This is a genomic window from Halogeometricum borinquense DSM 11551 (assembly GCF_000172995.2).
Classification (GTDB): Archaea; Halobacteriota; Halobacteria; order Halobacteriales; family Haloferacaceae; genus Halogeometricum; species Halogeometricum borinquense.
The window spans coordinates 932,226-957,119 of record NC_014729.1 but is presented as its reverse complement, the minus strand read 5'-3'; the positions used below and the strand labels follow the sequence as shown (position 1 = coordinate 957,119).

Genomic DNA, 24,894 nt, shown 5'->3' with positions numbered 1-24,894 from the left:
TTATCCCTGGTTCGATGCGGTAGAGACGAAGCGCACCTCGGGGTCGAGGCGCGGTTGGTCGTTCGGCCGGATGGCCGGGCGGAACCGCAGAAGCCGCTTGTCCGGCCCCGGAAGCGAACCCTTCACGAGCGCGTATGGACCATCGACTTCGCCGTAGCCGACGAAGCCGCCGTCGACGGTGGCGTCGTCGCCATCGCCGAGGTCGATGAGGCGCTTGTTGAGTTCGGTCCGCTGGTGGTAGCCCGTCTGACCGAGTTGCGGAACGGTCGAACGGACGCGGGAGGGGTTCCACGGGCCGAGGTTACCGATACGGCGCCGCCAGCCCTGACGGGCGTGCTTACCCTTCCGCTTCTGGACGCCCCACCGCTTGACGGGGCCTTGCGTTCCTTTCCCTTTCGTGACGCCTGCGGCGTCGAGGTACTCGCCTGCGCGGAACACGTCGGACATCGAGTGTTCGCCACCCTCTTCGACGAGGTCGAGGGCGAAGTCCGAACGCTCCTGCAGGGAGCCACCACCGACGCGAGTCTCCATCACGTCGGGTTTCTTCTTCGGGATGTTCTTCATCGAAGCCGGGACGGTGTGGGTGATGACGCGAATGTCGTCAACCTCGCCCGCCTCAACGGCGGCGCGGAGGTCGTCTGCGTCTTCCTCAAACGTGTCCTCGGACGGAAGGTCGAGGGTACGGTCGAGGTTCTCGACGAACTCCGACGCCCACACTTCCGTCAGCGGCTTCGCACCGTACGGCGTATCTTCGTAGGCTCGAACAGCAACAGCTCGCATCGGCGGGGTTTCGACGACGGTCACCGGAACGGCCTCCTCCATACCCTCTCGGGGGGAGTTGGCTTCGTCGTTGACCATCATCACTTGGGTCATCCCTGCCTTGTAGCCAGCGAAGCCCTGCAGTCCGGGGGACCCGTCGTCGTCGGGCCACGACCGGATGCGCGGGACCTCTTTTGCCGCACGCTGGCGCGGGCTGTAGGCCATCGAACCCTTACGTGGTCTGCTTGGTTGTGGCATGTGTTCACTCCGTGAGTGTCAGGGACGCAAGGGAGGCGAACATCGCTTCTTCAGTTCGCACCACCTCGCTGCCCTGTCGCGGAATCGTATTGAGCCAGAGGTCGAACCCCGGACCGTCGGAGGGTTCGACTGTGACTTCCTCGGCGTCGATGCCGAGGATGTCTGGAAGCCCACGACCGGGTGAACCGAAGACGACGGTCGCCCCTTCCCGCTCAATTCGCGGGGAGAGATCCGCCAGTTTCGGCACCGTCAGCGACTCACCGAAGCGGGACGTAGCGATGGTGATGCCCGCATCGGCGCGGCCGAGTGCTTCCTCGAGGTCCATGCGGGATACGTCGAACCCTGGAACGGGCTCGTCCACAATCCGCGCACGGACCGGTTCTCGCGAAGAGATCCTGATGGCGACGCGCTCCCCCTCTTTCACCATCATATCCGATGGCGTGTAGAGGGAGATCGGGTGTTGCATTCCGCAATTGACCCGAACGCGGCCGTCAGGTCCGACCTCGGTCACGATTCCCTGTTGTAACGACCCCGAATCGTCTGATTCGGAGCCGGTCGTAGACGAAACGAGCAGGGGTGGGAGGACACCCACGTACTCAAGTTCATCGCGGTGCCCCCATACCTCCTTTCGAAGGTAGGGTGGCGTAACGGCGTACCGCAACACCGTCTCGACGAACTTCCGTCCCCACCGACGCTCGCCTTCCCGATCTGGGAAGACGATGAGTCGGTCCGCCCGAAAAACCGTCGCCGCACGGGCGACGTAGCCGAGTTTGCGAGTTGCCTCGCGTTTGTCCTCGGCTTCTCGGACGAGGGAGGACGGTACGAGTACGCTGAGTGTCATACCGAGCCCTTCATCGTCACGTCTAGACTGTACCGCTTGTACCGGATCCCCCCGTAAAAGGGTAGCGAATAAGTTCGGACGTTGTGAGGTCGTAACACCCACGCCAACGGGAGATTCGGCACTTCTGAAACCACGCGAGTCGGGCACACGACACACGTTGTTTTCACCCCGATTCGCAAGCCTTATTTATCAACCTCGCACTACCTTGATGTGCAGCGATACGCCACTGTGCGCTGGTAGTGTAGTGGTATCACGTGACCTTGCCATGGTCACAACCTGGGTTCAAATCCCAGCCAGCGCACTTCTCTGATACTCACACCTTCCAGCGGTGCGTTTCCCCTCGGGGAACCGTTTTCTCTGTGTTCTGTGATGGCTCTCCGTGCTCACGACCGGTTTCTGACACTGGTGTGTCATTGAATACCAAACCCTCATCTGATTTCCGGACGTAGTCACGACTGAGATGTCTCAGGTCTCGCGTCGGGCGTATCTCTCCCGTAGTGCACTTGCGGCTGTCGGACTTGTCGGTCTCAGTGGATGTTCGGGAGCACCAGAAGCGAACTCGGGAACAACAGAAACCGATGGGGAAACTCCCACCGCGACCGTTAGCGTCGGCCCTGACGGAGAGTTCGTCTTTACCCCCGGAACCGACGAACCACTCACGATCACCGCTGGCACGGAAGTGACGTTCGTCTGGGAGTCCGACAATCACAACATCGTCGTGGGAAACCAGCCCGAAGGAGCCAATTGGGAGGGTACGCCCGGCGACGAAAGCGAACTCTACGACGAGGGGTACACCTACGAACACACGTTCGACGTTCCGGGAGAGTACCACTACTGGTGTGAGCCACACAAATCAGTCGGGATGATCGCTGATATCGTGGTAGAAGCATAGCGAGGGTCGTCAATTTCACAGTGCAATTAATTGTTTCTTCGCACGCACGCGTGGCATCCGAAGTCGTGTGTTATTTGTACCGGCGACGCTTCGAATCAAGTAACGCGAGTCCGACGACGGACGCGCCGTGATGCGCTGGTAGTGTAGTGGTATCACGTGACCTTGCCATGGTCACAACCTGGGTTCAAATCCCAGCCAGCGCACTTCTCTGATACTCACACCTTCCAGCGGTGCGTCTCATCGCATCGCGGTACTCGTGACTTTCCGTGTGGTGGCTTTCCGTATGGTGATGAGCGGAACGGCCGTGGCTCGAATTCTGGCGTGACAGAGAATCACGGGCTGTTGCCGCGCCGCGTTTCTTTGGGGGATGGTATCGGCAACCGCGCTTATGGAGAGTCCGCCCGACGGGTACGTATGGCCATCTCGCGTCACGGGACGGGGGCGACGAACGCGGCGAAGGCGTTGGCATCGCAGGTACATCCAGTGTTCATGCTGCCACCGTTAGCGTCGTCGCTGTTCGGTGCCGCTCTAGCGGGCGATATCTCGTTCGGTCCCGCGTTCGTCCACGTACTGGCGATGTTTTTCGCGGTTTACACCGCACACGTCAAAGATGGACTCGTCGATTTCTACGTGCGCGGCGAGGACGACGACCATCCGATGACGAAACGGGGATGCGTTTTGGGACTTGTCGGTGCCGCTGTCGGGTTCCTCTGCTGTCTCGGCTATCTCTGGGCGGCCGTCGGGATCGGTGCCGCCGTCGTGACCCTCCCAACGTGGGTCATTGGCTTCTTACACGCCCCGCAACTGGACATGAACCCTGTCACCGCCACCGTCGGCTATCCGGTCGGTATCGCGCTCGCCATTGCCGGCGGCTACTACGTCCAGACTGGCGCGCTATCGCCGGAACCACTTGCGTTTGCGTCCGTCTTTCTCGTCCTCCTGACGGGTGTGAAGGTAATCGACGACGCGAAAGATTACGACTACGATGCCAGTATCGACAAACGGACTGTCGCTGTCGTCCTCGGCCCCCGCCGCGCCCGCCGGTTCGCTCACAGTCTGTTTTGGGCTGGGCTGATTGCCGTCCTCCTCTTGACTGTCGACGGCCTCTTCCCGCCGTTTGCGGTTGTCGCCGCGCTCGCGTTCGGACTGGTCGCCCTCGTCACTCGCCGTGCCGGGCCAAAGCTAGCGACGATGCTTCTCGTCCGCGGCACGTACGTCTTCCTCGCGCTGTTGGTACTCGCTGTCTGGTTTCGACCGTTGACTGGGCTTTCGCTCCCGGATATCGGTGTTCTCGGCAGGTACACCTATCTTGCCACAGAGGTGCTGTTCGGCGCAATCGCACTGGCACTCTTGCTCCGTGCGAACGCCGTCCGACGCGCGGCGGTAACCATCGCTGCCATCTATCCGGTCGCGTATCTCTGGGACTGGTACACGCTCGAAGTGGGTGTCTTCGCCATCCCGCTCCGAACCAGCATCGAACTGTTCGGTATCCCGCTCGAAGAACATCTGTTCATGGTCGTCATCCCCGCGTTCGTGATCGGAATGCACGAGATGCTGGGGCAGGTACGTGACGACGAGACAGGTCGGGCGAATACCGACGACTGACGCGTAGCCATCACGACAACTGCTGAGAGGAGCGGTTCGTTGACCGATTGGCGACGCGGTTAGCTGGCGAGCACGGCAGTCGGGAGGTCTGAGAGCGTTTCGGTTACTCCCCGTCGTCGATCGCTAAGCCCAGCGTGTCAGCCGTCTCCACACGCGCCAGTCCGTCCATCGAACAGAACTCGTCTACGCTCGTCTCCGGCATCGTGACCAACAGCGACCCCAGTTGGAGTTCGCGTTCGAGACTGCCGTCGGCGGCATCCAGTGCGGCATCGAGGTCAGACTGATCAGCCTCGTCGAGTTCGACGACGAGCGTCGCTGTTTCGTCTTCGAAGGGTTGCTTGCGCATCCGACGAACGGGGTGAGAGAGATACATACAGGCCGTTCGGCGCTCGGGAGAAAAAGTCGTTCGTCGTGGCGTCGGCTCCGGGGGAGGTGAACGTGGTCTTGCGGTCGGTCCACGCCGCGCCGTGATCCGACAGTTCAGTCACTTATCACGGGGTGACCACCGAAGTTCGACGCTGACGGCACCACCGGGAAGGAACCGAAGCGATTCGGTATCGGAGACGACGCGGTCCGGGGACGGAATCGGAATTTCCTCGCCGTCAACGGTGACAACCACGTTCTCGGCATCGTAGAGGGTCTTATCGAGACGTTCGACGGTAGCGACAAGTTCTGTTCGGGAGACACCGTCATGACGCTTCGCCTCGGGCGGAATACCGCCGAAGACGGGTTCGACGTTCACGTCACGGCTGCGATTCGAGAGGACGGCGTTGACGGCCGCACCGAGAAGGATGACGAGGCCGCTGAAGTAGAGCCACGTCAGGAGGACCAAGATGCCGGCGACGACGCTACTGTTCGGAGCCGTGTTTGACACGGCGGTGTACAGTTGAAACAGCGACTCGAAGACGGTGAGACCGACAGCGGCCGTGAGCGTTCCGGGAACGACTTCGAGGAGGCTAACGTCGGTGTCGGGAAAGACGTAGTACATGGGGTAGAGTGCGAGAGAGAGACCGAGAATCAAGAACAGTCGTCCGATCAACCATGCGACCGTACCGGAGGAGACGGTACCGACGGCGTCGTTGACGACGGATCCGATGACGAGGACGATAGCCAAGGTGAGGAGCACGAGGATACCGTCTCTGATCTGATCACCGAACGTGTTCGACGCCTCTGACTCGTAGATGTCGGAAAAGGCCGTGTCGAGACCGCGGAAGATACGAAGCGTCCCCCACAGGAGAACGGCACCGCCGAATAACGACACGCCGGTCGATTGTGTGGCTCGCGTCGCCTCCGCAAAGAAGTCATCGCGCGTCCCCTCTGTGAGGACGACGCCCGCCAAGGTTCGAACGCTGTCGTCTAAGGTCTGATTCTGGAAGGTTGCAGCGATAGCGAGGAGGAGCAAAAAGAGAGGTAAAAGCGAGACGAACGCGTGATAGGCGATGCTTCCGGCCATGAACGTGAGCTTCTCGGTCCGAATCTCGTGGACGAGTGCCCGGAGGAGAGAAACGCCTCGTTCGACACGCGGCATCTCGGATAACGACAGCACGGTCATAGCAACGGATACGAAAGCGGCTGAGAAAAACACCCGCCTCAGCCGCCTTCCGTCGAGCGGATCGATTCCGCCAACCGACAGCTACCATTTTGACCCGTGCGTGCGACAGCGCTCATATGACCGTCATCGCAATGCTGAGCGTCGCCCCCGTTATCGAAGACAGCATGTCCGGCGAAGTCGCCAAGGCCGTCGCCGCCTTGGACGACTTCGACGTGGCTTACGAGACGAATCCGATGGGGACGGTGATCGAAGCGGACGACATCGACACCCTGTTAGACGCCGTCGGCGCAGCGCACAAAGCCGTCGAAGGCGACCGGGTGAGTACATTCCTCAAGGTTGACGATAAGCGCACCACCGACCAACGCGCGCAGGACAAAGTGGACGCAGTGGAAGAACACCTCGGACACGAGGCCAAGCGAATACGCGAGGAGTGAGAGACAGTCGAGACGCTTTCGGACTACCAACGTCTTTACGAGGTGACGACTAATCCGCGTCTATGGACTCTATCAATCGCATGGCCATCGAACTCGTAGACGAGGCCATCGACTTCGCCGACGAACTTCGGGTAGACGTATACGAACTGGATACAGGGGCGACAGTCCTCGATTTCGGCGTCAATGCTGAGGGCGGCATCGAAGCCGGACTCCTCCTCTCGGAGATAGAGACGGCGGGTCTCGCCACGATTCAATCGCAGATGGGAGATGTTGCCGGTGCGCCTCGCCCCTACATCGAAGTTCAGACCGACCATCCCGCGCTTGCGCTCCTCTGTTCGCAGAAAGCCGGCTGGGAACTCGCCTTCGAGTCCGGATTCGAAGGACTCGGGTCGGGTCCCGCCCGCGCTCTCGTCGCCGAGGAGGACGAGTTCCACCAAGTGGAGTACTTCGACGAGTTCGACCTGACCGTCCTCGGCGTCGAAAGCATCGAACTGCCGGACGACGAAGTGGCAGAACACGTCGCCGAGACGGCGGGCGTCGAACCCAGCGGTGTCTTCCTGCCGACGTACGCCACTGGTTCGACAGTCGGAAGCGTGACGGCGGCCGCACGAGCGGCCGAACTTGCGGTCTTCCGCCTCTTCGAACTCGGCTACGACCCACGAAAGATTCTCTCTGCGTTCGGCGCTGCCCCTGTTGCTCCCGTCAGTTACGACGAAGGCGTGGCGATGGGTCGGACGAACGACGCGCTCGCGTACGGCGGCGAGGTCCATCTCACCGTCACCGAGGACTTTGACGATTTCGACGAGGTACCCTCGACGGCCGGTGAGGAGTACGGGACGCCGTTCGAGCAGATCTTCGAGGAGGCCGACTGGGACTTCTACGACATCCCGGCGACGGTGTTCGCGCCCGCGAAAGTCACCATTGACGTGGTAAATGGCCCGACGTACGTCCACGGCGAAACGGACGAAGAAATCCTCGCGGAGTCGTTCGGCATCCAACCGTGAAATTCAAACTCGTCCCCGAGGCTCCGGCGCAACTCGACTTCGTGGCGGACGCCCAGCGTGCAGTCCCGCTCGTCCCGGGTACGGAAGACGACTGTTGCGCCCGGTTGATGCGCCGTCTCGATTTCGAGAGCCGAGACGTCGCTCGGACGTGGCTCACCTTCCTGCGGGCGATGGAACTGGCCGACGAGACGGACGATGGAAGTTTCGTCCGGCGAGAGACTGACCCGACTGAAGCGCATCTCACGGACGCCTTCGAGCGACGCGTGTACGGCGCTTCGGACGTGCTTGCGCTCCTCGACGACGACCCGAAGACGATCGAAGACGTGTTCGACGGCTTCGAGGACCGCGTGCCCGTCTGGGAACACCATCGTGCGGCCGAGAACTGGCGCGACGTGTGGACCGAACGCGTCGGGCGGATTCTCGACTGGGCGGTGTTGCTGGACTTAGCGGAGCGGCGCGACGGCGGATACGTCGCGGCCAACGCACTCGACGCTGATCGCTGAACCACCTCAGACGCTACTCGCCGAGTCCGTCGATTCGTCGCGGCTGCTTCCGTCAGTCCCATCTCTAAGCCGGCGTATTCGCTCCGGAATCGGCGGGTGCGAATAGTGGAACGCGGCGTACCACGGATGCGGGAACGGATTACTCAGATTTTCGCCGGCCAGCGTCGTCAACGCGCGCGTCATCGACTCGGATTCGCCCATCGTCTGTGCGGCGAAGTCGTCCGCTTCGCGTTCGTGTGCGAGCGAGAGGCGATTCGTGAGTGGTGAAAGAAGCGACAGCATCGGTCCGGCGTAGAGAAGGCCGATGGCGAGTGCGGCGTACGTCACGGTTGGGAGCGCGAACGCTTCGTACACCCACTGGGAGGTCGTGACCCACCAGAGGAAGCCGAAGACGACACCCATCTGGACCGCCGACGCACCGAGCTGCTTCCAGATGTGCCCGCGCTTCCAGTGGGCGAGTTCGTGCGCTAGCACGGCCTGCACGGAGTCGTGGTCCATCTGCTCGACTAGCGTGTCGAACAGGACGACGCGCTTCGTCTCGCCGAAGCCGACGAAGTACGCGTTCGAGTGCGAAGAGCGCCGACTCGCGTCCATTTCGTACACTTGTTCGCATTCGAATCCGGCGCGGTCGAACACGTCGTCAACGGCGTCGCGGAGCGCTCCCGATTCGATCGGGTCGAAGTCGTTGAAAAGCGGCGCGATGAACCGCGGGTAGACGACCATCATCAGGAGCGAGAAACCGACGACGATAGCCCATCCGGCGACGGGCCACAGTGTCGGAAGCCGTTCGACAGCAGTGAGGACCACGCCGCCGATAACGGCCGAGAAAGCGACTGAGATGACGAGTCCGATGACGAAGTCGCGGAGCCAGAGACCGAGCGTCTGGTTGTTGAAACCGAACCGCTCTTCGACGACGAACGTCTCGTAGAGGTCGAACGGAGCGCCAAACAGCCGTGAGAGGACTACGGCTCCAATGAGGAGACCAACTCCCTGTAGGACCGTCGAGCGGCCGGTTTCGGTGAGCATCCCGACAACGTCACCGAATAGACCCGAAACGACGACGGCGAGGACGAGGACGACACCCAGCCACGACTGTATGCGGGATAGCGTCGTCTTCTGCCGCTGGTAGGCCAGCATGCGGTCTGGGTCGTCCACGTCGAGGCTCTCTCGAACCCACGACTCCGACTCGCGGATCGCGCGAGCCCCGTGTTTGAGGTTCAACACGTCCAGTCCGGTGAAGAGGAGTTCCGTCCCCGCGAGGAGGACAATAAGTAAGAGTGCCGCGAGCGATACCATGTCACGATGATAGGCGTGCCGACGGTTAACAGTTGTTTGTTCAAGTTTCTGACTAAAAGGAGGTCCGAACTAACAACTACTGAGACCCAATCCTACTTCTGAAGACATTAAGCCGACTCTGTTGTCGATTCGTTCTCCGCCAATATAACCCGGTTTGATGACTCGTTGTAGGCATAGGAAATATCGAGGCCTCCACAGTTGGTCGTCCCAGAGACGGTCCCCGCAAAATGAAGCTGGTCGGCCGATTTATCGTACTCAAGGGATGTAGTGTTCTGTTTCTCCCCACAGCCGCGTTCGAGTACATTCACCTCCCTGTCTGTAACGAACGGCGTACTCGCTCCGATTCCCAGACAACCGCTAGCAGCAACAAGCCCTGCACAAGTTCCGGGGAGGAATGCTCGGCGTTCCATTGAATCTCTATAAAGAGGAGCTTGGTTTTATTCTATGTATTTGTCATGAACTCGGCCGCTGGTGTGGCTGGTGTCTGTCGCGTCGTCAACCGTCGTGTGTTTGGTCCCGGGGTGATAGCAACGGTCGAGCGATCACCCATGGAAACACTCCTGCAGGTGGCCGTTTCACTCGAATCTATGACCGAACCACCTGTCGAAGCCGTCCTGTTCGACTTGGACGACACCCTCGTTCGCTACCGTCGATCACCGGGGTCGCTCCTCGGCGAGGCGTTCGAGGCGTGCGGGACGGACCACCTCTTCCCGGTCGAAGCGTACTACGACCGGTTCGAGGAGTTTGCTGATAGAACGTCGTCGATGGCGGAACTCCGCCGTGAGTGTTTCGCCGCCATCTGCGAGTCACGCGGGTACGACCCTGAGACGGGACGGCAAGTTGCCGACGCGTTCGCCGAGGCACGCGACCACCGGAACGTCGAGTTCCTTCCCGGTGCCGAGCACGTCCTCCGAACGTTTGCCGGACGCTACCGTCTCGGCGTCGTCACCAACGGCCCGCAAGACGCGCAGGCGCAGAAAATCGATGCGAGCGGTGTGGGCGAGTACGTTGAGACTGTCGTGTACGCGGGACACGAGACGGCAACCAAGCCCGCTCCCGACGCGTTCGCCCTCGCTCTCGACAGACTCGACGTCGCTCCGGAGAATGCCGTCCACGTCGGTAACTCCGTCGAGTCGGACGTGGCCGGGGCGAACGCGGCAGGAGTTGGTTCGGTGTGGGTGTCCGACTCCTCGGCGGACATCGAACCGATACCCGATGACGCTCCGGGTCCCGACGACCGAATCGAATCGGTCTCGGCGTTACTCCCGCCGCCCTGGTGAGACGCGTCCGACCTGCGGTGTTTCCGCTGTATCCGACGCACGCGAGCTGTCTCGAAGCCGTTCGAACCTGACTTGGCCGTCCGGAAGCGACACGTCGGCTACCTTGTATCCCGCCCGAAGCCACGCCTTCGAGTGCGGGTGTGACAGCGGGTCGTTCGTCCACCAGCGTTGCCACCGCCGGGCCTCGGTCGGAAGCGGTGCATCGAGGACGACTTCCAGTTCCGCAAACGTCCGTTCGACGCTATCGCGTTCGTGCTCCGTGAGGTAGTCGTACAGTTCCGAGAACTCGCCAGTCGGCGCGTCGTCCGGTCGGGTCGTTTCTCGGAACTCGAACGTGTCTGCCGCCGGTTCTGGAGTCTCGCCCGGTCTGTCCGCCGTCGATTCGGGAGTTTCCTCCAGACAATCGGCCGTCGGGTCCGGCGCATTCTCTGGACGGTCTGCTTTCGGCTCTGACACCGCCGTCGGATGATCCGCTGTCTCGTTCGTCTCGTCGGAGGTGTTTTTGTTCCACTCGGGGTCAATCGCCGTGATGAGGTCGTCTTTGATGATTCGGCGAAGCGCGCGGTTTTCCGCTTCTGTTCCCTCGAAGTCGTCCGTCGCGTGCAGGTGAATAGAAACCCGATCACCGGCACGGACGGCGTGGAAAATGCCGGTGTTCAGCCGACAGTTCGTCCCCTGCCCGCCTTCGAAGCAGTTCGCAGGCGAAATGCGACCGTACCCGTTCGTAAACTGGTCGTAGAGGTCTTTCGTCTCACCGACGTAGACGACTTCGTCCGCAACGGCAATGACGTAGACGCCGGAACAGTGCGTCCCGTCGTCGGGGACGCCGAACGAACAGAACGGTCCCCATCCGTAGTCGTGAACGGCCTTCTCGTCGCGCTTTGCGTACTCCGACTGCGGGACGTGGATATCGATTACGCCCCTCTCTGTCCGGTCGGGTTCGATGTCACACACCCGGCCGAACGCGTACCCACACAGTTCCATGGGTTGCCTCTCGGCGGGAGCGACAAAAGCTTTCAGAACAGATTACTGTTTCTGATAACTGAACGCTCGTACTGGCCCGGGACTCGCCGGCGTCGGAATGCACGGAGACGCCGCACGAGGCGGACACTCTCATGCGGACGGGTGCCGTCTTTTCCCGGTGATCGCTCACGGACGGTTTCACCGGGTCCGCGATAATCGGTGGCTCTCTAGGGTCGCGATAACCAGTATCTCGTTACAACCGCCCGCATCAGCCCTCGTGAATCTCGGTGACGGTCCCGACGCCTTTCGAACTTCCCTCGCGGAAGACGAACCGTTGTCCCTTCTCGACGAGATACGGACGGAACTTGAACTCCACCGTCGCGTGGCCGGTGTCGCCGGGAAGCAGTTGCCCGCCGTCGGGATGGAAGACGACGGCTTCGCTCACGGTTTCGAGGTGGACGACCGGTTCGTAACCGTCACGGATGCGCGTCGGATGGTTCAACACCATCACGTCCGCCTCGAACGACCGAACTGGCGTCGGATCGGCGTCAGCAGGCAACAACACCATTCCGCGTTCGATCTCCGATTCCTTCACACCTTTCAGGGCGATGCCGACGATACGACCCGATTTCGCTCGATCCACGCGGTGGTAGTGCATCTCGATAGAGCGCACCTCCACTTGGCGGAACGACCCGTCCGCCATGGGACCGACGAGTAGTTCGTCGCCTGCCTCGACGCTTCCGGAGTTGACGGTTCCGGAGGCAACTGCGCCGACGCCGGTCACCGAGTACGTCCGGTCGATGTACATCCGGAAGTCCTCACGGGCTTCCGAGGTGGTCTTCGGCAGTCGCTGGAAGAACGAGTCCAACTCGTCGAGACCGTCCATCGTCACCGCGCTCGTCTGAACGACGGGAACCACAGCGGAACTGATCTCCTCGACGGCCGCTTCGACGCCGTGGCGTTCGACGGGAAGCGGCGTTCGCTCGACATCGCGCAGGAGGCGTTCGACTTCACGTTCGACCTCCAGAACGCGCTCGTCGCTCACGGCGTCCGTCTTCGTTAGGGCGACGACAGTCGGCAGTTCCATCGCCAACAGGATGCCGAGGTGTTCGCGCGTCGTCCTCGTGGGGCCGTCGTCCGCCGCGACGACGAGAAGGCCGTAGTCGAGGCGTTGGCCGACGAGTCCGCGAATCGTGGTGCGAAGCCACGGTTCGTGGCCGACGGTATCGACGAACGAAACGAGTCGGTCCGACTCTTGGACGACGCGGGCACGGTCGGACTTTCGGTGTGGATTGTGCAGGTGGATGGGACCGTCGTCGTCGAAGCCGTAGACGGCGTACGAGAGGTCCGCGGAGAGACCGCGTTCGACTTCGTGCGGTTGGACATCGAGGAAGCCGCGCGTTCCGCCCTCTCCGTTGTCGGCCTGTCCCGTGACGAGTGAACCGACAAGCGTCGATTTACCGTGGTCTACGTGACCCGCCGTGCCGACGACGATGTGATCGTCGTCCGCATCGAGGGCGGTTCCCTCTTTCACCGTGGCGACGCCGACGAGACCGTTAGATGAGGCCTCTCCGACGCCCCATGTCTCTACGTCTTCGATGTGCGCTCCGGCTTCGTCAGCGAGGATGGAAAGCACGTCCATCGACTCGGAGAATGCGTCGGGAGAGATACCCGCGATACCACCATCGTCTGTGACGCCGACGACGTACGTCGCTGTCCCGTCGCCGGATAGCACTCGGTGTCGGAGTTGAGCGGCGAGACTCTCCAATCGGCCGTCTGCGAGGTGGACCGAGCGGGAGAGTCGTTCTTTGAACTCGATATTTCCGCCTTCCTCTTCGCCGCGCTCAAGGGCCTCGTGCAAGACGGCCCGATCAGCGCTCATGGGCGCGGGTATGAGAGGACTGGCTAAAACGCTTTCCGTGTCGTGGTAATCCATATCACAATAGAGATATGGTCTCTGTAGAGTTCTGTGGACGTATTTTGGGCGAGGATGTGACTCTCAGCCACGGAATGTAGCGAACGAGTTCGGAGCGATTCCAACGCGGTTCCAAATCAGAGACTCAGTCTGAGAGTCGCTCGTACGCGCGATTCACTCGCTTGAACTCCTCTTTGCTCCCCGATTCAGTGTCGGGATGGACTTCTTTGACCATGCGCCGGTAGGCGTCTTTGACCTCCTCGGTCGTCGCCGAGGGGTCGAGTCCGAGGGTTCGATACGCCTCTCTCGCCGACGGTCTGTCCGGCGATTGGTCGGGAGTCGTGCGTCGAGAGCGTCGTCCGGTTCTACGACTGTCGGTGTTCGTCGCTGACCGACGGCCGGGGCCGAATCCCTCGAAGTCGTTCGGACCACGTGAGGCGGCGTTCGGGCCGGATCGTGCCCGTCTCCGCGTTTGCTCCTGTCGAATCCGCGCTTGGAACCTCCCGCTGGCGTGGTCCCACATGAGGTACGTAGTCACGATGAACGGGACGGCGGCAACGAGGAGGAACAACTGATAGACGAAACCGAGGACAATGAGGAGCATAGCGATGCCGGCGAACACCGCCGCGAGGCCCATCACTAGAGTGTCCCGGTCCACAGTCTGGGTTGGACTCGGAGGACTGTAAGCGTCTCGCCACCCCCAAGAAGTAGATACCTCCCGAACCTAGTGCCGCGTATGAGCCTCTCCGGACTCTGTCAGGTGTGTGAGTCGCGTGAGGCCACGCACACCTGCGTCCAGTGCGGAACGGCGGCGTGCGACGACCATTTCGACCGGGCCAGCAATCTTTGTGTTCGCTGTGCCGACCGTTCAGGGAGGGGAGATATCTCACCCGCCGGAAGCGAGGTGGACGAAGACGACGTTCACCGAATCTGATGGGCAAAACGGCTACCATTCTCCACGGTATGTTTCCAGTATGAGTCAAGCAGTAGATGACTACGAGTGTCCGGCCTGCGAGGCGATGTTCACAGACGAAGATGCTCTCCGAGACCACCTCTACACGGTCGGTCTCGTCTACTGACTGTCGCGGTACTGGTTGAGTCGCTTTTTCAGCCGACGCGCCGCGTCGCCAGCGCCGCGCGCGAACTCCTCTCCGTTGTCCTCTCCGGCGAAGATGATACCGCGCGAGGAGTTCACCAGACCAACGCCGTCAGCCAGCCCGAACTCCACTGCGGCTTCGGCGTCACCGCCCTGCGCGCCGATTCCGGGCACCAAGAACGGAAGGTCCGGGACCTGTTCTCGAATCGACTCCAACTCGTCAGGTGCCGTCGCGCCGACGACCAAGCCGACGTTATCGTTGCGGTTCCAGAGGTCCGCGAGAGCGGCGACTCGTTCGTACACCCGTTCGCCCGAATCGAGTTCGAGGTCCTGTAAGTCCTCGCCGCCGGGGTTTGAGGTTCGACAGAGGATGAAGACGCCCTTGTCGCCCCGGTCGAGGAAGGGTTGCAGCGAGTCGCGGCCCATGTAGGGGTTGACGGTGATTGCGTCTACCTCATCCAGCAGTTTCGCGTACTGGCGAGTCGTGTTGCCGATGTCGGCGCGCTTTGCATCCAAGAGGACGGGTACGTCCTTTCCGTGTGCGTAAGCGATGGTCTCGCGGAGCGCCCGCCAGCCGTCGGCGTCCTCGTAGAACGCGGCGTTCGGCTTGTAACACGCGGCGTGTTCGTGCGTCGCGTCGATGATACGTCGGTTGAACGCCCAACGCGGTAGGTCCTTCTCGTGCAGGTGGTCAGGAATACGGGACAGGTCAGAATCCAATCCGACCGAGACGACGCTGTCGGTCTGTTGGATGCGGTCAGCGAGACGTTCGAAGAACGCTTGGGCCATTGACGGTGGTGGACGCTCCGCCACCGAGAAGATTACCCTTCGCACCGAAGCAGAACTGACAGCAGTTCTCGACGTTCGGCGTTATGTCTCGCCCGTCCGGAAGGAGAAGTCCAGACTCGGCGCGCTGTGCGTCAGCGACCCCATCGATACCACGTCCACGCCCGTCGCGGCGTAGTCTGCAACGGTGTCGAGGGTAATTCCACCGCTCGCCTCCGCGAGGACGCTATCGGGCAGTCGTTCGACGCCGTCGCGCACCTCGTCGGGCGAGAGGTTGTCGAAGAGAACGATGTCTGTACCCGCGTCGGCGGCGCGTGCGCCCATCTCGGGCGACTCGACTTCGACTTCGAGTTTCGTGGCGAACGACTTTCGCTCGCGGAAGCGCTCGATGGCTCCTTCGAGACCCATCTCGGCGACGTGGTTGTCCTTGACCATCACCATCCCCGAGAGGGTGAGTCGGTGGGTGTCACCGCCGCCTGCGACGACGGCGCGCTTTTCGACACCGCGGAGGCCGGGCGTCGTCTTCCGCGTGGCGGCGACACGAGCGTCCGGATTCGCCTCGTGAGCGGCCTCGACCGCTCGTCGCGTCCGCGTTGCGACACCGGACGCGTGGCCGACGACGTTGACAGCGACGCGTTCGCCGCGGAGCGTCTCGCGGGCGGGTCCGGACGTTTCGAGGACGACAGCGCCGGGTTCGACGCTCGCACCGTCGTCAACGGCGGGCGTCGCCGCCACGCCGAGGTAGTCGAAGACGGTCACGGCGGCGTCGAGTCCGGCGACGACGCCCGACTCTTTCGCCACCAATCGCCCGGTCGTCTCGCCGGGCACGTCGTTCGTCACGTCGCGGTGGCCGACATCTTCTCGAAGCCACCGTTCGACCGTCTCAGTCGTCAGCACGCGCCCCTCCGTTCGCCGATCCTTCGGCATCCGCGTCTACGACGTGGTGACACCCGGCCGAGGGGGCTTCCGAGGCCGCCCGCGCGACCAAGAGGGCGCACACTGTCGCGTTCCGGAGTTCGTACAGCGACCGGGAGACGCGGGTTCGCGTGTAGGCGTCAACCTCGCCTTTCAGACGCCGGATTGTCGAGCGGGCCTGTTCGAGGTCGGCGTGCGTTCGCTCGACGCCAACGGCTGAGTCCATCGTCTCGCGGAGGCGAGCGTACTTCGCGGAAGCGAACTCGTCTGGTAGTTCCGGGTCACTATCGAGCGGTTCCTGCGTTTCGATCCGTTCTGCGGCGTCCGCGCCTGCGTCCGCGGCCGTCTCGCCCGCACGAAGTCCCCAGACGAGTCCTTCCAGCAGACTGGTCGAAGCGAGGCGGTTCGCGCCGTGGACGCCGGTTCGGGCGCACTCGCCCGCAGCGAACAGGCGGTCCAGCGTCGTCCGTCCGCGTTCGTCTACGGCGATGCCACCGCAGAGGTAGTGTTCTGCGGGCGCGACCGGAATTCCGTCTTCGGGATCCACGTCGCGTTCGTCGCATAGCTCAGCTAAATCGGGGAATTCGGTTCGGAAGTCCGGTTCGACCGGCGACACGTCGAGACGAACCTCGCCGGTCCGGTCGCGTTCGTCCTTGACAGCGCGGGCGACCACGTCCCGTGGTGCGAGTTCGGCGTCGTCGTGAACGCCGGGCATGAACCGTTCTCCCTCGCCGTTTCTGAGAACCGCACCCTCGCCGCGAACGGCCTCGCTGACGAGGAACGGGTCGTCTCCGGGGTACGCTGTCGGGTGGAACTGCACGTACTGCATGTCTGCGATGCGTGCCCCGGCGAACGCGGCCATCGCCACGCCGTCACCCGTCGCGCCGTCGGGATTCGTGGTCGTGCCGTAACACGCGCCGATGCCGCCCGTAGCGAGCACCGTCGCACCGGCGAACACCGGTTCGACTGATCCTTCCCGGAGGAGGTGAACACCGTGGACGCGTCCCTCGTGCGTCAGGAAGTCAAGCGCCATCGCGTCTTCGAGGAACGTCACGCCGTCGTGGTCGCGGAGATGGTTCAGGAACGGACGGAGGACGTGCCCGCCGGTGCTGGCGTTCACGTGCAGAATGCGACGCTCCGAGTGGGCCGCCTCCCGACCATGGTCGTAGTCGTCGAGCCCTGCTCCCGCCGGCGCGCCGTCGAACGGAACGCCGATCGTGTCAACGAGAACGTCTTCGACGGCATCGCGGGCGTCACCGACGAGGATATCGACCGCTTCGGGGTCGGCGGTGCCGTCGCTCGCATCGAGAACATCCTCACGGAACGTTTCCGGGTCCTCGCCCGTGACGGCGATGCCACCCTGCGCCCAGTCCGTCGAGGCGTCTTCGGGCGCGGTGGCTTTCGTCGCTACGAGGACGTTCGCGCCCGAACGGGCCGCGGCGAGCGCCGCCGCACACCCGGCGATGCCAGACCCGACGACCAGTACGTCAGTCTCGCGGGCATCTGCTCCCGTTTCGGTGGTCGATTCGCTCATAGTTCGAGCATCCGTTCGAGGGCCACTGCGGCCAGTTCTTTCTCGCGTTCTGCGACTTCGACCACGTTGTGTACCTCGTCCTCAGCGAGCGATTCGAGCAACCACGTGAGGTAGTTCGGATCGATCTGTCGCATCGCGTTGCAGTCCATACAGGCGTCGCCGCAGAGAGGAACGACGTTCACCTCGGGATGCCACCGCTGGAGATGGTTTACGAGGTGGATCTCGGTGCCGATAGCCCACGTCTCACCGGGGTCAGCGTTCGCGATGGTGTCGCAGATTTGGCTCGTCGAACCGGCCTCGTCGGCGGCGACGACGACTTCTCTCCGACACTCGGGGTGGACGATAACGTTCGCGTCGTGTTCCTCGCGGACCTCTTCGATGTGTTCGGCGCGGAAGCGTTCGTGAACCTGACAGTAGCCGTCCCACAGAACTACGTCGGCGTCGGCCACGTCCGTCGCATCGGGTGCCTCGGGGTTCCACGGGTCCCACTCGGCCACAGAGTCCATTCCGAGTTCGGCGGCGGTGTTGCGGCCGAGGTGCTTATCAGGGAGGAAAAGCACCACGTCGCCGCGTTCGAACGCCCACTCGAACGCGTCGGCGGCGTTCGAGGAGGTGCAGACGAGGCCGCCCTGTTCGGCACAGAACGCCTTCAAGTCGGCGTAAGAGTTCATGTACGTGATCGGAATCACGTCTCTGTCGCCCGTGGCGGCGTCTATCTGCTCCCACGCGGCGTCAACCTGCAGGGCCTCTGCCATCCCGGCCATCGGACAGGACGCCTCCATCGAGGGGAGAAGCACTGTCTGGTCGTCGTCGGTGATGATGTCCGCGCTTTCCGCCATGAACGTCACACCGGCGAAGACGACGTACTCCGCGTCAGACTCCGCCGCGCGCTTAGACAGTTCGTAAGAGTCACCGATGAAGTCGGCGTGTTCGACGATTTCGCGGCGTTGGTAGTTGTGCCCGAGGACGATGACGTCGTCGCCGAGTTCCTCGCGCGCCGCCTCGATTCTCGTCGTTCTGTCCGCCTCGGTCAGGTCCCGGTACGCCTCCGGAAGCCGTTCGAGGTTGTCGTACTTGAAGAGACTCAGGTCCGACTCGAATCCCGCTGTTTCTAATCGTGCCATAGGTTTCCCGTCTCAGGGTTACTGTCTCCTCAAACCCGACCGATGAAAAATATTTTTCTTCAGACTATCGATTGCCGCTTCGTACTATGCGGTAATCACTCGCACCAGAACGGCACCTCCTCGTTATTTCGGGAGAGAGTAACTACTCACCGATAGGTGCTGTTGAAGAAAATTTTTGTTCAGTGTGTCGCTCGGGGTCTACACGTCGCGGTCATAGACGACTTGTCCGCCAACGATAGTCGCTGAAACGTCGATATCGCGTATCGAGTCGGATTCCCACGGGGACGCAGCCAGAATCGTCAGGTCCGCTTTCTTGCCCGTCTCGATGGTACCGAGTCGATCCTCGTCGAATCCAGCGTACGCTGCGCCGGTCGTGTACGCGCGGAGCGCCTCGGTGACGCCCAGTCGTTGTTCCTCGGCAGGTGCGTTAACCGCCCAGTGAACGCCGAGAAGCGGGTCCAACGGCATGCAGTCGCTTCCGAACGCGAGTGGGACGTCCGCCTCGGTGAAGGCGGCGTAGCGGTTCGTCTTCGTTCGTCTCTCGCCGAGGCGCGCGTCGTACAGGCCCCCCGCTTCGGCCCATTTGAGGAAGTTGGGTTGGACAGAGGCGACGATTCCCGACTCCGCAAACCGTCGGATTGCATCGTCGTCCGCGAGTTCCGCGTGTTCGACGCGGTGACGGCTTTTTTCCGGATTCTCGCAGTCCTCATAGGCATCAAGGACGGCGTGGACCGCTTCGTCACCGATAGCGTGCGCCGACAGTTGCAGGTCGTGCGCGTCCGCCCGAGAAACGATTTCGGCCAACTCCTCGGGATCTACCACCCATGTCCCCGTTTCCGTCTCGTCGTCGCTGTACGGTTCCGAGAGTTTCGCCGTCCGCCCGCCGAACGACCCGTCGGTGAACGTCTTTATCGCGCCGACGCGGACCATCTCGCTCCCGTGATTCGTCCGCAGTCCGGCGTCGATAACGCTGTCGAGGTGGTCCGCCCAGTAATTGATGCGGACGCGAAGCGTCAGGTCGTCTGCCTTGTCTAACTCGCGGTAGACGCTCGGTTTGTGGGAGGTGCGCGTCATGTCGTGGACGCCGGTGACGCCCCGTTCGTTGGCTGCCGCCTGCGCAGCGCGGAGCAGTTTCTCTGTCTGCTCCTCGTCAGGTTGTATCTCCTCGTACACCACGTCAACTGCCTCCTCGACGATAACGCCGGTTGGATTCCCTCCTTCAGCGCGTACGTCGGCGTCCGGCATCGCGTCGCGGTGCTTGGCAAGTGCGACGGAGTTCAGCGAGGCGACGTGCATGTCCTCGCGGAAGGCGGCAACCGGTTGGTCCGTCGAGACAGCATCTAAATCCTCGCGCGTGAGGTACCGGGAGTCGTCCCACGTGCTTTCATCGTACCCGTAGCCCAGAATCCACTCGTCGGTGTCGTCCTCGTTGCCGTTTCCGGCGTCGGAGATGGACGCCAATTCGTCGCCCCGGGCGCGGAGACGGTCCACACAGTCGTCCGGACCGGAGGCCCCCGAGAGGTCAGCGTGGACGAGTGATCGGCCGACCATGTCGAGGTGGGTGTGGGCGTCGATAAAGCCGGGAAGGACCACGTCGCCAGCGAGGTCTATCGTCTCCGTGTCGGTGCCGACGAGAAACTGCACGTCGTAACTCTCGCCGAGGCGAACGATTCGGCCGTCTCGAACGGCCATCGCCTCGTACGTCTCGTCCGGGTCCGTAAGCGTGTGAATCTCGCCGTCGAGGAGGACGAGGTCCGCGGCGTCGGTCATGTCTCACGACGTGACGGGGACGAGCAAAACCGTTGGGGTGGCGGTTACGATGGGAACGCGAAGAGCGACCGATAACGGTTAGGGAGTGCGCAAAATACTCGGGGGCATGACCGATTCTACTCCTTCAGCGGCCGAGGACCTTGCCGAACGCGTCCGAGCGGGCGAATTGCGATTTCACGAACTCGAAGACCACACGGACGCAGACACGGCGACGGCCGCCCGTCGTCTCCTCGTTGAGGAACAGTCGGACGCCTCGCTGGATGTCGTCGGCGACTACGGCTTCCCCGCCGAACGTGCCGACCCGAACATCGAAAACATGGTCGGAGCCGTACAGGTGCCGATGGGCGTCGCCGGACCCGTCCGCATCCGTGGCGGCCGACTCGACGGCGAACGCTACCTCCCCCTTGCCACGACGGAGGGCGCACTGCTGGCCAGCGTCAACCGCGGCTGTTCCGTTCTGAACGACGCTGGTGGCGCGAACGTGCGCATCCTCAAATCGGGGATGACCCGCGCGCCGGTGTTCCGCGTCGCAGACGTGGTGGAGGCCGAGGCGCTGGTCGAGTGGGTCCGCGACAACCGTGACGCGCTCCGCGAGGCGGCAGAGGAGACGACCAACCACGGCGAACTGCTGGACGTGACGCCGTACGTCGTCGGCAACTCTGTCCACCTGCGCTTCCGCTACGACACGAAGGACGCGATGGGGATGAACATGGTCACCATCGCCACACGGGCAGCCTGTGAACTCGTTGAGGACGAGACGGACGCCTCCCTCGTGGCCCTCTCGGGCAACCTCTGCACCGACAAGAAACCCGCGGCGATCAACGCTGTCGAGGGACGCGGGCGCTCGGTCACCACCGACGTGACCATCCCACGCGAAGTGGTCGAAGACCGCCTGCACACGACCCCCGAAGCGGTGGCCGAACTCAACACCCGAAAGAACCTCGTCGGCTCCGCAAAGGCGGCCAGTCTCGGCTTCAACGCCCACGTCGCAAACGTCGTCGCCGCGATGTTCCTCGCCACCGGGCAGGACGAGGCGCAAGTCGTGGAGGGCGCAAACGCCATCACCACTGCCGAGGTGCAGGACGGTGACCTCTACGTCTCCATCTCCATCGCCAGCCTCGAAGTCGGTACCGTCGGTGGCGGGACGAAACTCCCGACGCAGGCCGAAGGACTCGACGTACTGGGCGTCCGCGGCGGCGGCGACCCCGCGGGATCGAACGCCGACGCTCTCGCGGAAGCTATCGCTGTCGGCTCTTTGGCGGGCGAACTCTCCTTGCTCTCCGCGCTGGCGTCGCGGCACCTCTCCAGCGCGCACGCTGAACTCGGACGGTAGCGCGGCGTTCGCGCTTGCGGTGCCTCGTACGCTGTGTCCCCGCACACCGCTTACTCGCCGAACAGCGACGAAAGAACGCGCCGCTCCGCCCGCCGGAGATGTTCGGACGCGGTCGCAGTCGCGCATCCGACTTCGTCTGCGACAGCTGCCGTCGTCGCTTCGCGGGGCACGTCGTAGTACCCGACCCGGAGTGCGGCCTGCACCGTTTCTCGTTGCCGCGGCGAGAGTGACCTTCCGGGGTCGTCCGCAGCGACTCGCCCTGTCCCGACTGCATCGATAGTCACCGTCACGCCCTCAGGGACGCCCTCGACTGCGGCCTGTATCGCGGCGTCAGTCCCGACCAGCGTGAACGTACTGCTCCCGTCGTCGTGACACTCGATAGGCGGTACGGTGAGGATATCCTCTCGCGTGAAGTTCTCGAACAGCGCGCGCCCCGCGGTGATACCGTCGGCGGCGAGAAAGCAGTACGCCTCCTCGTCGCCGTTCGGGAACAACTCGAAGTCGCGCACGTTCTCGGCGGTTTCGAGTTCGTCGCCGAGTCGCTCGTACGCTCCGCGGACAAGAAGCAAGAAACCGACGGGCGGTTCCGTAACGTTCCAGTTGACGATGTACACCTCCGAGAGATACGTCGCCTGCTGTGTGAGAAGACGGTAGACGGGAGGGAGATACGCGTTGGGTGGGGAAAGCGTGATTCGGACTCGCTTCATACGGACCACCCCAACACGCGAACACAAAACGTCGTCGGGGAACGTCGCTGCGAGACGGCGGCCGCGCTTGACGCTCCGTGCGGGACAGATAAACCCCTCGTACGTATTCGGCTGAATCGACTTCGCCATGGAGTCCAGTCATCTTCATATGCGACAGAACGTTGGTGAATCCGACCGAATCCTGCGAGGCGTCCTCGGTGTCTGGTTAGTCGCTGTCGCCGTCTCGGCCCTCCGCGTGGGACGGCGAACGACGGCGGCCATCACCGGACTCGCGGGTCTCGGGTTACTCCAGAACGCCGCCACAGGGTTCTGTGGCGGTAATCGACTGTTCGGTATCGATACGACGCGTAGTGACGAGGTGGCTGGCGACGAGGAGACTGGTGAAAAGTGAATTAGACGGCAGCGCCTTCGATTCGATCCTCAGCCCGTTGTCTCGTCTGTTCCGGTCATCTCGCTGCCGAACGGCCAGACGACGATCACCGTTCCGACGACGAGGAGTACGACACCTCCGACGACGAGCGCGAGACCGGTCTCCGTCGCGTATCCGGCGGCGACGCCGAGTGCGAGTGACACCCACCCGAGGCCGGAGAGCGACAGTCCGGCCCCGCGACGGCGTTGTCCCTGTATGATCGCCGCCGCGGCGAGGATCGTATAGCCCACGAGGTAAGCGAGACCGGCGAGGACGAACCGCTGGTCGAGGAGAGCAACGACACCGCCGCCGACGAAACAGGCCGCGACGAGCGCGCGCACCATAACGCCGACGGGCGCGGGCAACGAGTCAGTCATACCTCCTCGTCGGTTGAGTAGCCGACAAAGCGTTTCGTTTCTGGTCTGTCCGACGGTGACATCACCGACACGATTTCACTTCCGCCGAACCGGTCACTTTCACCGCGCACCCATGGCTCGCTTTTACCCGTCTTTCGTCCGTCACTACGAACACGTTCGCGGCGGGTTCCCCGCCCCGCCGCGGACGTTCCGTGTCATGTCCCCCCGAACGAACGCACCAGCGATGGTTCCCGCTGGTTCCGGCCCGTCGGACGCGACGGCTAACGCGCGCGATGCCGAGAGCGAGGATGACGACTCTTCGGACATCCGGACGGCGACGCGGCTCCTCCGACTCGTGAAACTCGTCTTGGGCGTCCTCGTCTCGCTTTTGACCGCGCTGAAACTGCTCGGTCTGCTTTAAGCGACCCGAGTGTACATCTCAACTCGCCTCTTCTCAGCGTCGTCTCAGAGCAACCGGTACCGCCCGCGCGACTCGGACACCTCGCCGCGCCGAGTCAGTTTTTCGAGGACGTTGCGTGCCGCCTCGCCGGGGACGCCGTGTTCCTCGGCGTAAGCGACCACCTCCTCTTCTGTCGGTCGGTCCTCTTTGCGGAGGGCCTCCCGAACCACGTCGAGCCGGTTCGAAGACGACGTTTGACCCTGCATCGCCTGTTCACCCGCTGACGCGACCTCGTCGGCGTCGAGACCGGATGCTTCGAGATACTCCGCGTCGTCGATGCCGGATTCCTCGACCAGCGATTCCATCTCCGAAATGTGCGCCGTTTTGGCGAACGCCTCGCTGTCGCCGTGTTTCTTGGCGAGGAGGGCCGCACGCGCCTGCCTAGCCGCCTCTCGATCCTCAGTTTCGAGGAATTTCCGTAGCTTCTTCGTTTGATGCGTCCGTCCACAGCGCGGACAGTTTGCCGTCTTCGACTGCCTCGGGTCCGTGAGCAGCCACATACTGCCGCACTCTGAACAGCCGACCACCGCGTACATACGCTCGCTTCCGCGTCGTCGGATTTGAACCTTGGCACCGGTCGTGCGCTCACGCCAGATCATGCCAACTAGCATCTATATAAATTGTACCATGGACTTAATCGAGGCAAAGAGACGGTTGAGGGCGTTGATCCTTCAGTTCGCCGCGGGCGATAGCCGACCGGGCCGAGTAGTTACGATGGCGCAACGACTTCCAGTTTCAGTCGTTCCGGACCCTCGAAGTAGACGGCGTAGTGGTCGTCGCCGCCCGCGTACGGGTGGGCATCCTCGTAGAGTATCGTCACACCGCGTTCGCGGAGCTGTCTGGTGAGTTCGTCTACGTGTGCCCGCGATTCAGCGTGGAAGGCGAGGTGGTTCAGCCCCGGCGTCCGGCGGTGGAAATCGTTGTCGCGGTACTCGTCGGGCGCTTCGACCACGACCAGATACGTCGGTCCCAACTTCCACGACTGGCCCGACTCCCATCGCTGGTACCGTTCGTAGCCGAGTTCACCGAGAAACCATTCGTAGAACTCGATTGCCGAATCGAGATCCGCCGCGTACAGTTCGACGTGGTGGAGCATTCCCGC

Annotated in this window: 29 protein-coding genes and 2 tRNA genes; 13 read left to right on the top strand and 18 right to left on the bottom strand. The window is 62.7% G+C overall.

The window, feature by feature from the left end; translation table 11 throughout:
* Entirely contained in the window at positions 1 to 1,017 is a 1,017-nt protein-coding gene (locus tag HBOR_RS04930; RefSeq protein ID WP_006053839.1) for a 50S ribosomal protein L3, read from the bottom strand.
* Between the two features lie 4 nt (positions 1,018 to 1,021).
* A complete protein-coding gene (locus tag HBOR_RS04925; RefSeq protein WP_006053838.1) occupies positions 1,022 to 1,858 on the bottom strand; it encodes a putative RNA uridine N3 methyltransferase in 837 nt (278 codons plus the stop codon).
* A gap of 230 nt (positions 1,859 to 2,088) precedes the next feature.
* On the opposite strand from HBOR_RS04925, the gene HBOR_RS04920 reads away from it, so the two are divergent.
* The 4 genes from HBOR_RS04920 (at position 2,089) to HBOR_RS04905 (ending at position 4,355) form a co-directional block, all read left to right on the top strand.
* Positions 2,089 to 2,159: transfer RNA gene (locus HBOR_RS04920), tRNA-Gly, on the top strand.
* A 159-nt stretch (positions 2,160 to 2,318) separates the two neighbouring features.
* Complete coding sequence (locus tag HBOR_RS04915; protein ID WP_006053837.1) at positions 2,319 to 2,750, top strand: plastocyanin/azurin family copper-binding protein; 432 nt, start codon at positions 2,319 to 2,321, stop codon at positions 2,748 to 2,750.
* Between the two features lie 132 nt (positions 2,751 to 2,882).
* Positions 2,883 to 2,953: transfer RNA gene (locus tag HBOR_RS04910), tRNA-Gly, on the top strand.
* Between the two features lie 211 nt (positions 2,954 to 3,164).
* Entirely contained in the window at positions 3,165 to 4,355 is a 1,191-nt protein-coding gene (locus tag HBOR_RS04905) for a lycopene cyclase domain-containing protein (protein WP_006053836.1), read from the top strand.
* Positions 4,356 to 4,458: 103 nt separating this feature from the next.
* On the opposite strand, the gene HBOR_RS04900 is transcribed toward HBOR_RS04905, so the two are convergent.
* Both HBOR_RS04900 and HBOR_RS04895 read right to left on the bottom strand, forming a co-directional pair.
* On the bottom strand, positions 4,459 to 4,728 hold the full coding sequence (locus HBOR_RS04900) for a hypothetical protein (RefSeq protein WP_241432299.1): 270 nt from the start codon (positions 4,726 to 4,728) through the stop codon (positions 4,459 to 4,461).
* Between the two features lie 111 nt (positions 4,729 to 4,839).
* A complete protein-coding gene (locus HBOR_RS04895; protein ID WP_006053834.1) occupies positions 4,840 to 5,907 on the bottom strand; it encodes a YihY/virulence factor BrkB family protein in 1,068 nt (355 codons plus the stop codon).
* Between the two features lie 116 nt (positions 5,908 to 6,023).
* Between HBOR_RS04895 and HBOR_RS04890 the strand changes: the two genes are divergently transcribed.
* The 3 genes from HBOR_RS04890 to HBOR_RS04880 all read left to right on the top strand — a co-directional run bounded on the left by HBOR_RS04890 (position 6,024) and on the right by HBOR_RS04880 (position 7,848).
* On the top strand, positions 6,024 to 6,341 hold the full coding sequence (locus HBOR_RS04890) for an MTH1187 family thiamine-binding protein (RefSeq protein WP_006053833.1): 318 nt from the start codon (positions 6,024 to 6,026) through the stop codon (positions 6,339 to 6,341).
* Positions 6,342 to 6,403: 62 nt separating this feature from the next.
* Entirely contained in the window at positions 6,404 to 7,345 is a 942-nt protein-coding gene (mch, locus tag HBOR_RS04885; protein ID WP_006053832.1) for a methenyltetrahydromethanopterin cyclohydrolase, read from the top strand.
* Entirely contained in the window at positions 7,342 to 7,848 is a 507-nt protein-coding gene (locus HBOR_RS04880) for a hypothetical protein (protein WP_006053831.1), read from the top strand. The genes mch and HBOR_RS04880 overlap by 4 nt, the downstream gene beginning before the upstream one ends.
* A gap of 6 nt (positions 7,849 to 7,854) precedes the next feature.
* On the opposite strand, the gene HBOR_RS04875 is transcribed toward HBOR_RS04880, so the two are convergent.
* Positions 7,855 to 9,144 carry a M48 family metallopeptidase gene (locus HBOR_RS04875; RefSeq protein WP_006053830.1) on the bottom strand — a complete coding sequence of 430 codons (1,290 nt, stop codon included), beginning with the start codon at positions 9,142 to 9,144 and terminating at the stop codon, positions 7,855 to 7,857.
* Between the two features lie 107 nt (positions 9,145 to 9,251).
* A complete protein-coding gene (locus HBOR_RS19225; RefSeq protein ID WP_244880404.1) occupies positions 9,252 to 9,554 on the bottom strand; it encodes a hypothetical protein in 303 nt (100 codons plus the stop codon).
* A 138-nt stretch (positions 9,555 to 9,692) separates the two neighbouring features.
* On the opposite strand from HBOR_RS19225, the gene HBOR_RS04870 reads away from it, so the two are divergent.
* The gene (locus HBOR_RS04870) at positions 9,693 to 10,424 is read left to right on the top strand and encodes an HAD family hydrolase (protein WP_006053829.1); all 732 of its coding nucleotides are present in this window, start codon (positions 9,693 to 9,695) and stop codon (positions 10,422 to 10,424) included.
* On the opposite strand, the gene HBOR_RS04865 is transcribed toward HBOR_RS04870, so the two are convergent.
* The 3 genes from HBOR_RS04865 to HBOR_RS04855 all read right to left on the bottom strand — a co-directional run bounded on the left by HBOR_RS04865 (position 10,404) and on the right by HBOR_RS04855 (position 13,960).
* Positions 10,404 to 11,408, bottom strand: coding sequence for a GIY-YIG nuclease family protein (locus HBOR_RS04865; protein WP_006053828.1), 1,005 nt, complete (start codon positions 11,406 to 11,408; stop codon positions 10,404 to 10,406). The two genes, HBOR_RS04870 and HBOR_RS04865, sit on opposite strands and share 21 nt — an antisense overlap.
* Before the next feature lie 247 nt (positions 11,409 to 11,655).
* Entirely contained in the window at positions 11,656 to 13,269 is a 1,614-nt protein-coding gene (locus HBOR_RS04860) for a GTPBP1 family GTP-binding protein (RefSeq protein WP_006053827.1), read from the bottom strand.
* A gap of 178 nt (positions 13,270 to 13,447) precedes the next feature.
* Complete coding sequence (locus tag HBOR_RS04855) at positions 13,448 to 13,960, bottom strand: J domain-containing protein (protein ID WP_013440520.1); 513 nt, start codon at positions 13,958 to 13,960, stop codon at positions 13,448 to 13,450.
* 78 nt (positions 13,961 to 14,038) lie between these two features.
* On the opposite strand from HBOR_RS04855, the gene HBOR_RS19220 reads away from it, so the two are divergent.
* Both HBOR_RS19220 and HBOR_RS20200 read left to right on the top strand, forming a co-directional pair.
* The gene (locus HBOR_RS19220; RefSeq protein WP_013440519.1) at positions 14,039 to 14,236 is read left to right on the top strand and encodes a hypothetical protein; all 198 of its coding nucleotides are present in this window, start codon (positions 14,039 to 14,041) and stop codon (positions 14,234 to 14,236) included.
* A 40-nt stretch (positions 14,237 to 14,276) separates the two neighbouring features.
* The gene (locus HBOR_RS20200) at positions 14,277 to 14,381 is read left to right on the top strand and encodes a C2H2-type zinc finger protein (protein WP_218921187.1); all 105 of its coding nucleotides are present in this window, start codon (positions 14,277 to 14,279) and stop codon (positions 14,379 to 14,381) included.
* Here HBOR_RS20200 and pyrF read toward each other — a convergent pair.
* From pyrF to HBOR_RS04830, 5 genes are all read right to left on the bottom strand, one after another.
* A complete protein-coding gene (gene pyrF, locus HBOR_RS04850; protein ID WP_006053825.1) occupies positions 14,375 to 15,187 on the bottom strand; it encodes an orotidine-5'-phosphate decarboxylase in 813 nt (270 codons plus the stop codon). The genes HBOR_RS20200 and pyrF overlap by 7 nt on opposite strands.
* Positions 15,188 to 15,268: 81 nt before the next feature.
* Positions 15,269 to 16,081 (bottom strand): carboxylating nicotinate-nucleotide diphosphorylase, encoded by an 813-nt coding sequence (gene nadC, locus HBOR_RS04845; RefSeq protein WP_006053824.1) that lies wholly within the window; start codon positions 16,079 to 16,081, stop codon positions 15,269 to 15,271.
* Positions 16,068 to 17,633, bottom strand: a complete 1,566-nt coding sequence (locus HBOR_RS04840) for an L-aspartate oxidase (RefSeq protein ID WP_006053823.1) — start codon at positions 17,631 to 17,633, stop codon at positions 16,068 to 16,070. The genes nadC and HBOR_RS04840 overlap by 14 nt, the downstream gene beginning before the upstream one ends.
* Entirely contained in the window at positions 17,630 to 18,757 is a 1,128-nt protein-coding gene (gene nadA / locus HBOR_RS04835; protein WP_006053822.1) for a quinolinate synthase NadA, read from the bottom strand. Before nadA ends, HBOR_RS04840 begins: the two co-directional genes overlap by 4 nt.
* 198 nt (positions 18,758 to 18,955) lie before the next feature.
* On the bottom strand, positions 18,956 to 20,527 hold the full coding sequence (locus HBOR_RS04830) for an amidohydrolase (protein ID WP_006053821.1): 1,572 nt from the start codon (positions 20,525 to 20,527) through the stop codon (positions 18,956 to 18,958).
* Positions 20,528 to 20,633: 106 nt separating this feature from the next.
* On the opposite strand from HBOR_RS04830, the gene hmgA reads away from it, so the two are divergent.
* Positions 20,634 to 21,860, top strand: a complete 1,227-nt coding sequence (gene hmgA / locus HBOR_RS04825; protein WP_006053820.1) for a hydroxymethylglutaryl-CoA reductase (NADPH) — start codon at positions 20,634 to 20,636, stop codon at positions 21,858 to 21,860.
* A 50-nt stretch (positions 21,861 to 21,910) separates the two neighbouring features.
* On the opposite strand, the gene HBOR_RS04820 is transcribed toward hmgA, so the two are convergent.
* Positions 21,911 to 22,567 (bottom strand): helix-turn-helix domain-containing protein, encoded by a 657-nt coding sequence (locus HBOR_RS04820; RefSeq protein ID WP_013440518.1) that lies wholly within the window; start codon positions 22,565 to 22,567, stop codon positions 21,911 to 21,913.
* Positions 22,568 to 22,715: 148 nt separating this feature from the next.
* On the opposite strand from HBOR_RS04820, the gene HBOR_RS04815 reads away from it, so the two are divergent.
* A complete protein-coding gene (locus HBOR_RS04815; protein ID WP_049890440.1) occupies positions 22,716 to 22,958 on the top strand; it encodes a YgaP family membrane protein in 243 nt (80 codons plus the stop codon).
* A 29-nt stretch (positions 22,959 to 22,987) separates the two neighbouring features.
* Here the strand turns inward: HBOR_RS04815 and HBOR_RS04810 are convergent, their stop codons facing one another.
* A complete protein-coding gene (locus HBOR_RS04810; protein ID WP_006053817.1) occupies positions 22,988 to 23,353 on the bottom strand; it encodes a hypothetical protein in 366 nt (121 codons plus the stop codon).
* A gap of 196 nt (positions 23,354 to 23,549) precedes the next feature.
* Here HBOR_RS04810 and HBOR_RS04805 point away from each other — a divergent pair, with 196 nt between their 5' ends.
* Positions 23,550 to 23,753: a hypothetical protein gene (locus tag HBOR_RS04805; protein ID WP_241432297.1), complete on the top strand. Its 204-nt coding sequence runs from the start codon at positions 23,550 to 23,552 to the stop codon at positions 23,751 to 23,753.
* A gap of 44 nt (positions 23,754 to 23,797) precedes the next feature.
* Here the strand turns inward: HBOR_RS04805 and HBOR_RS04800 are convergent, their stop codons facing one another.
* Together HBOR_RS04800 and HBOR_RS04795 are read right to left on the bottom strand one after the other, a co-directional pair.
* Complete coding sequence (locus HBOR_RS04800) at positions 23,798 to 24,328, bottom strand: DUF5817 domain-containing protein (RefSeq protein WP_013440517.1); 531 nt, start codon at positions 24,326 to 24,328, stop codon at positions 23,798 to 23,800.
* 173 nt (positions 24,329 to 24,501) lie between these two features.
* On the bottom strand, positions 24,502 to 24,888 hold the full coding sequence (locus HBOR_RS04795) for a VOC family protein (RefSeq protein ID WP_006053813.1): 387 nt from the start codon (positions 24,886 to 24,888) through the stop codon (positions 24,502 to 24,504).
* Between the last annotated feature and the right edge of the window lie 6 nt (positions 24,889 to 24,894).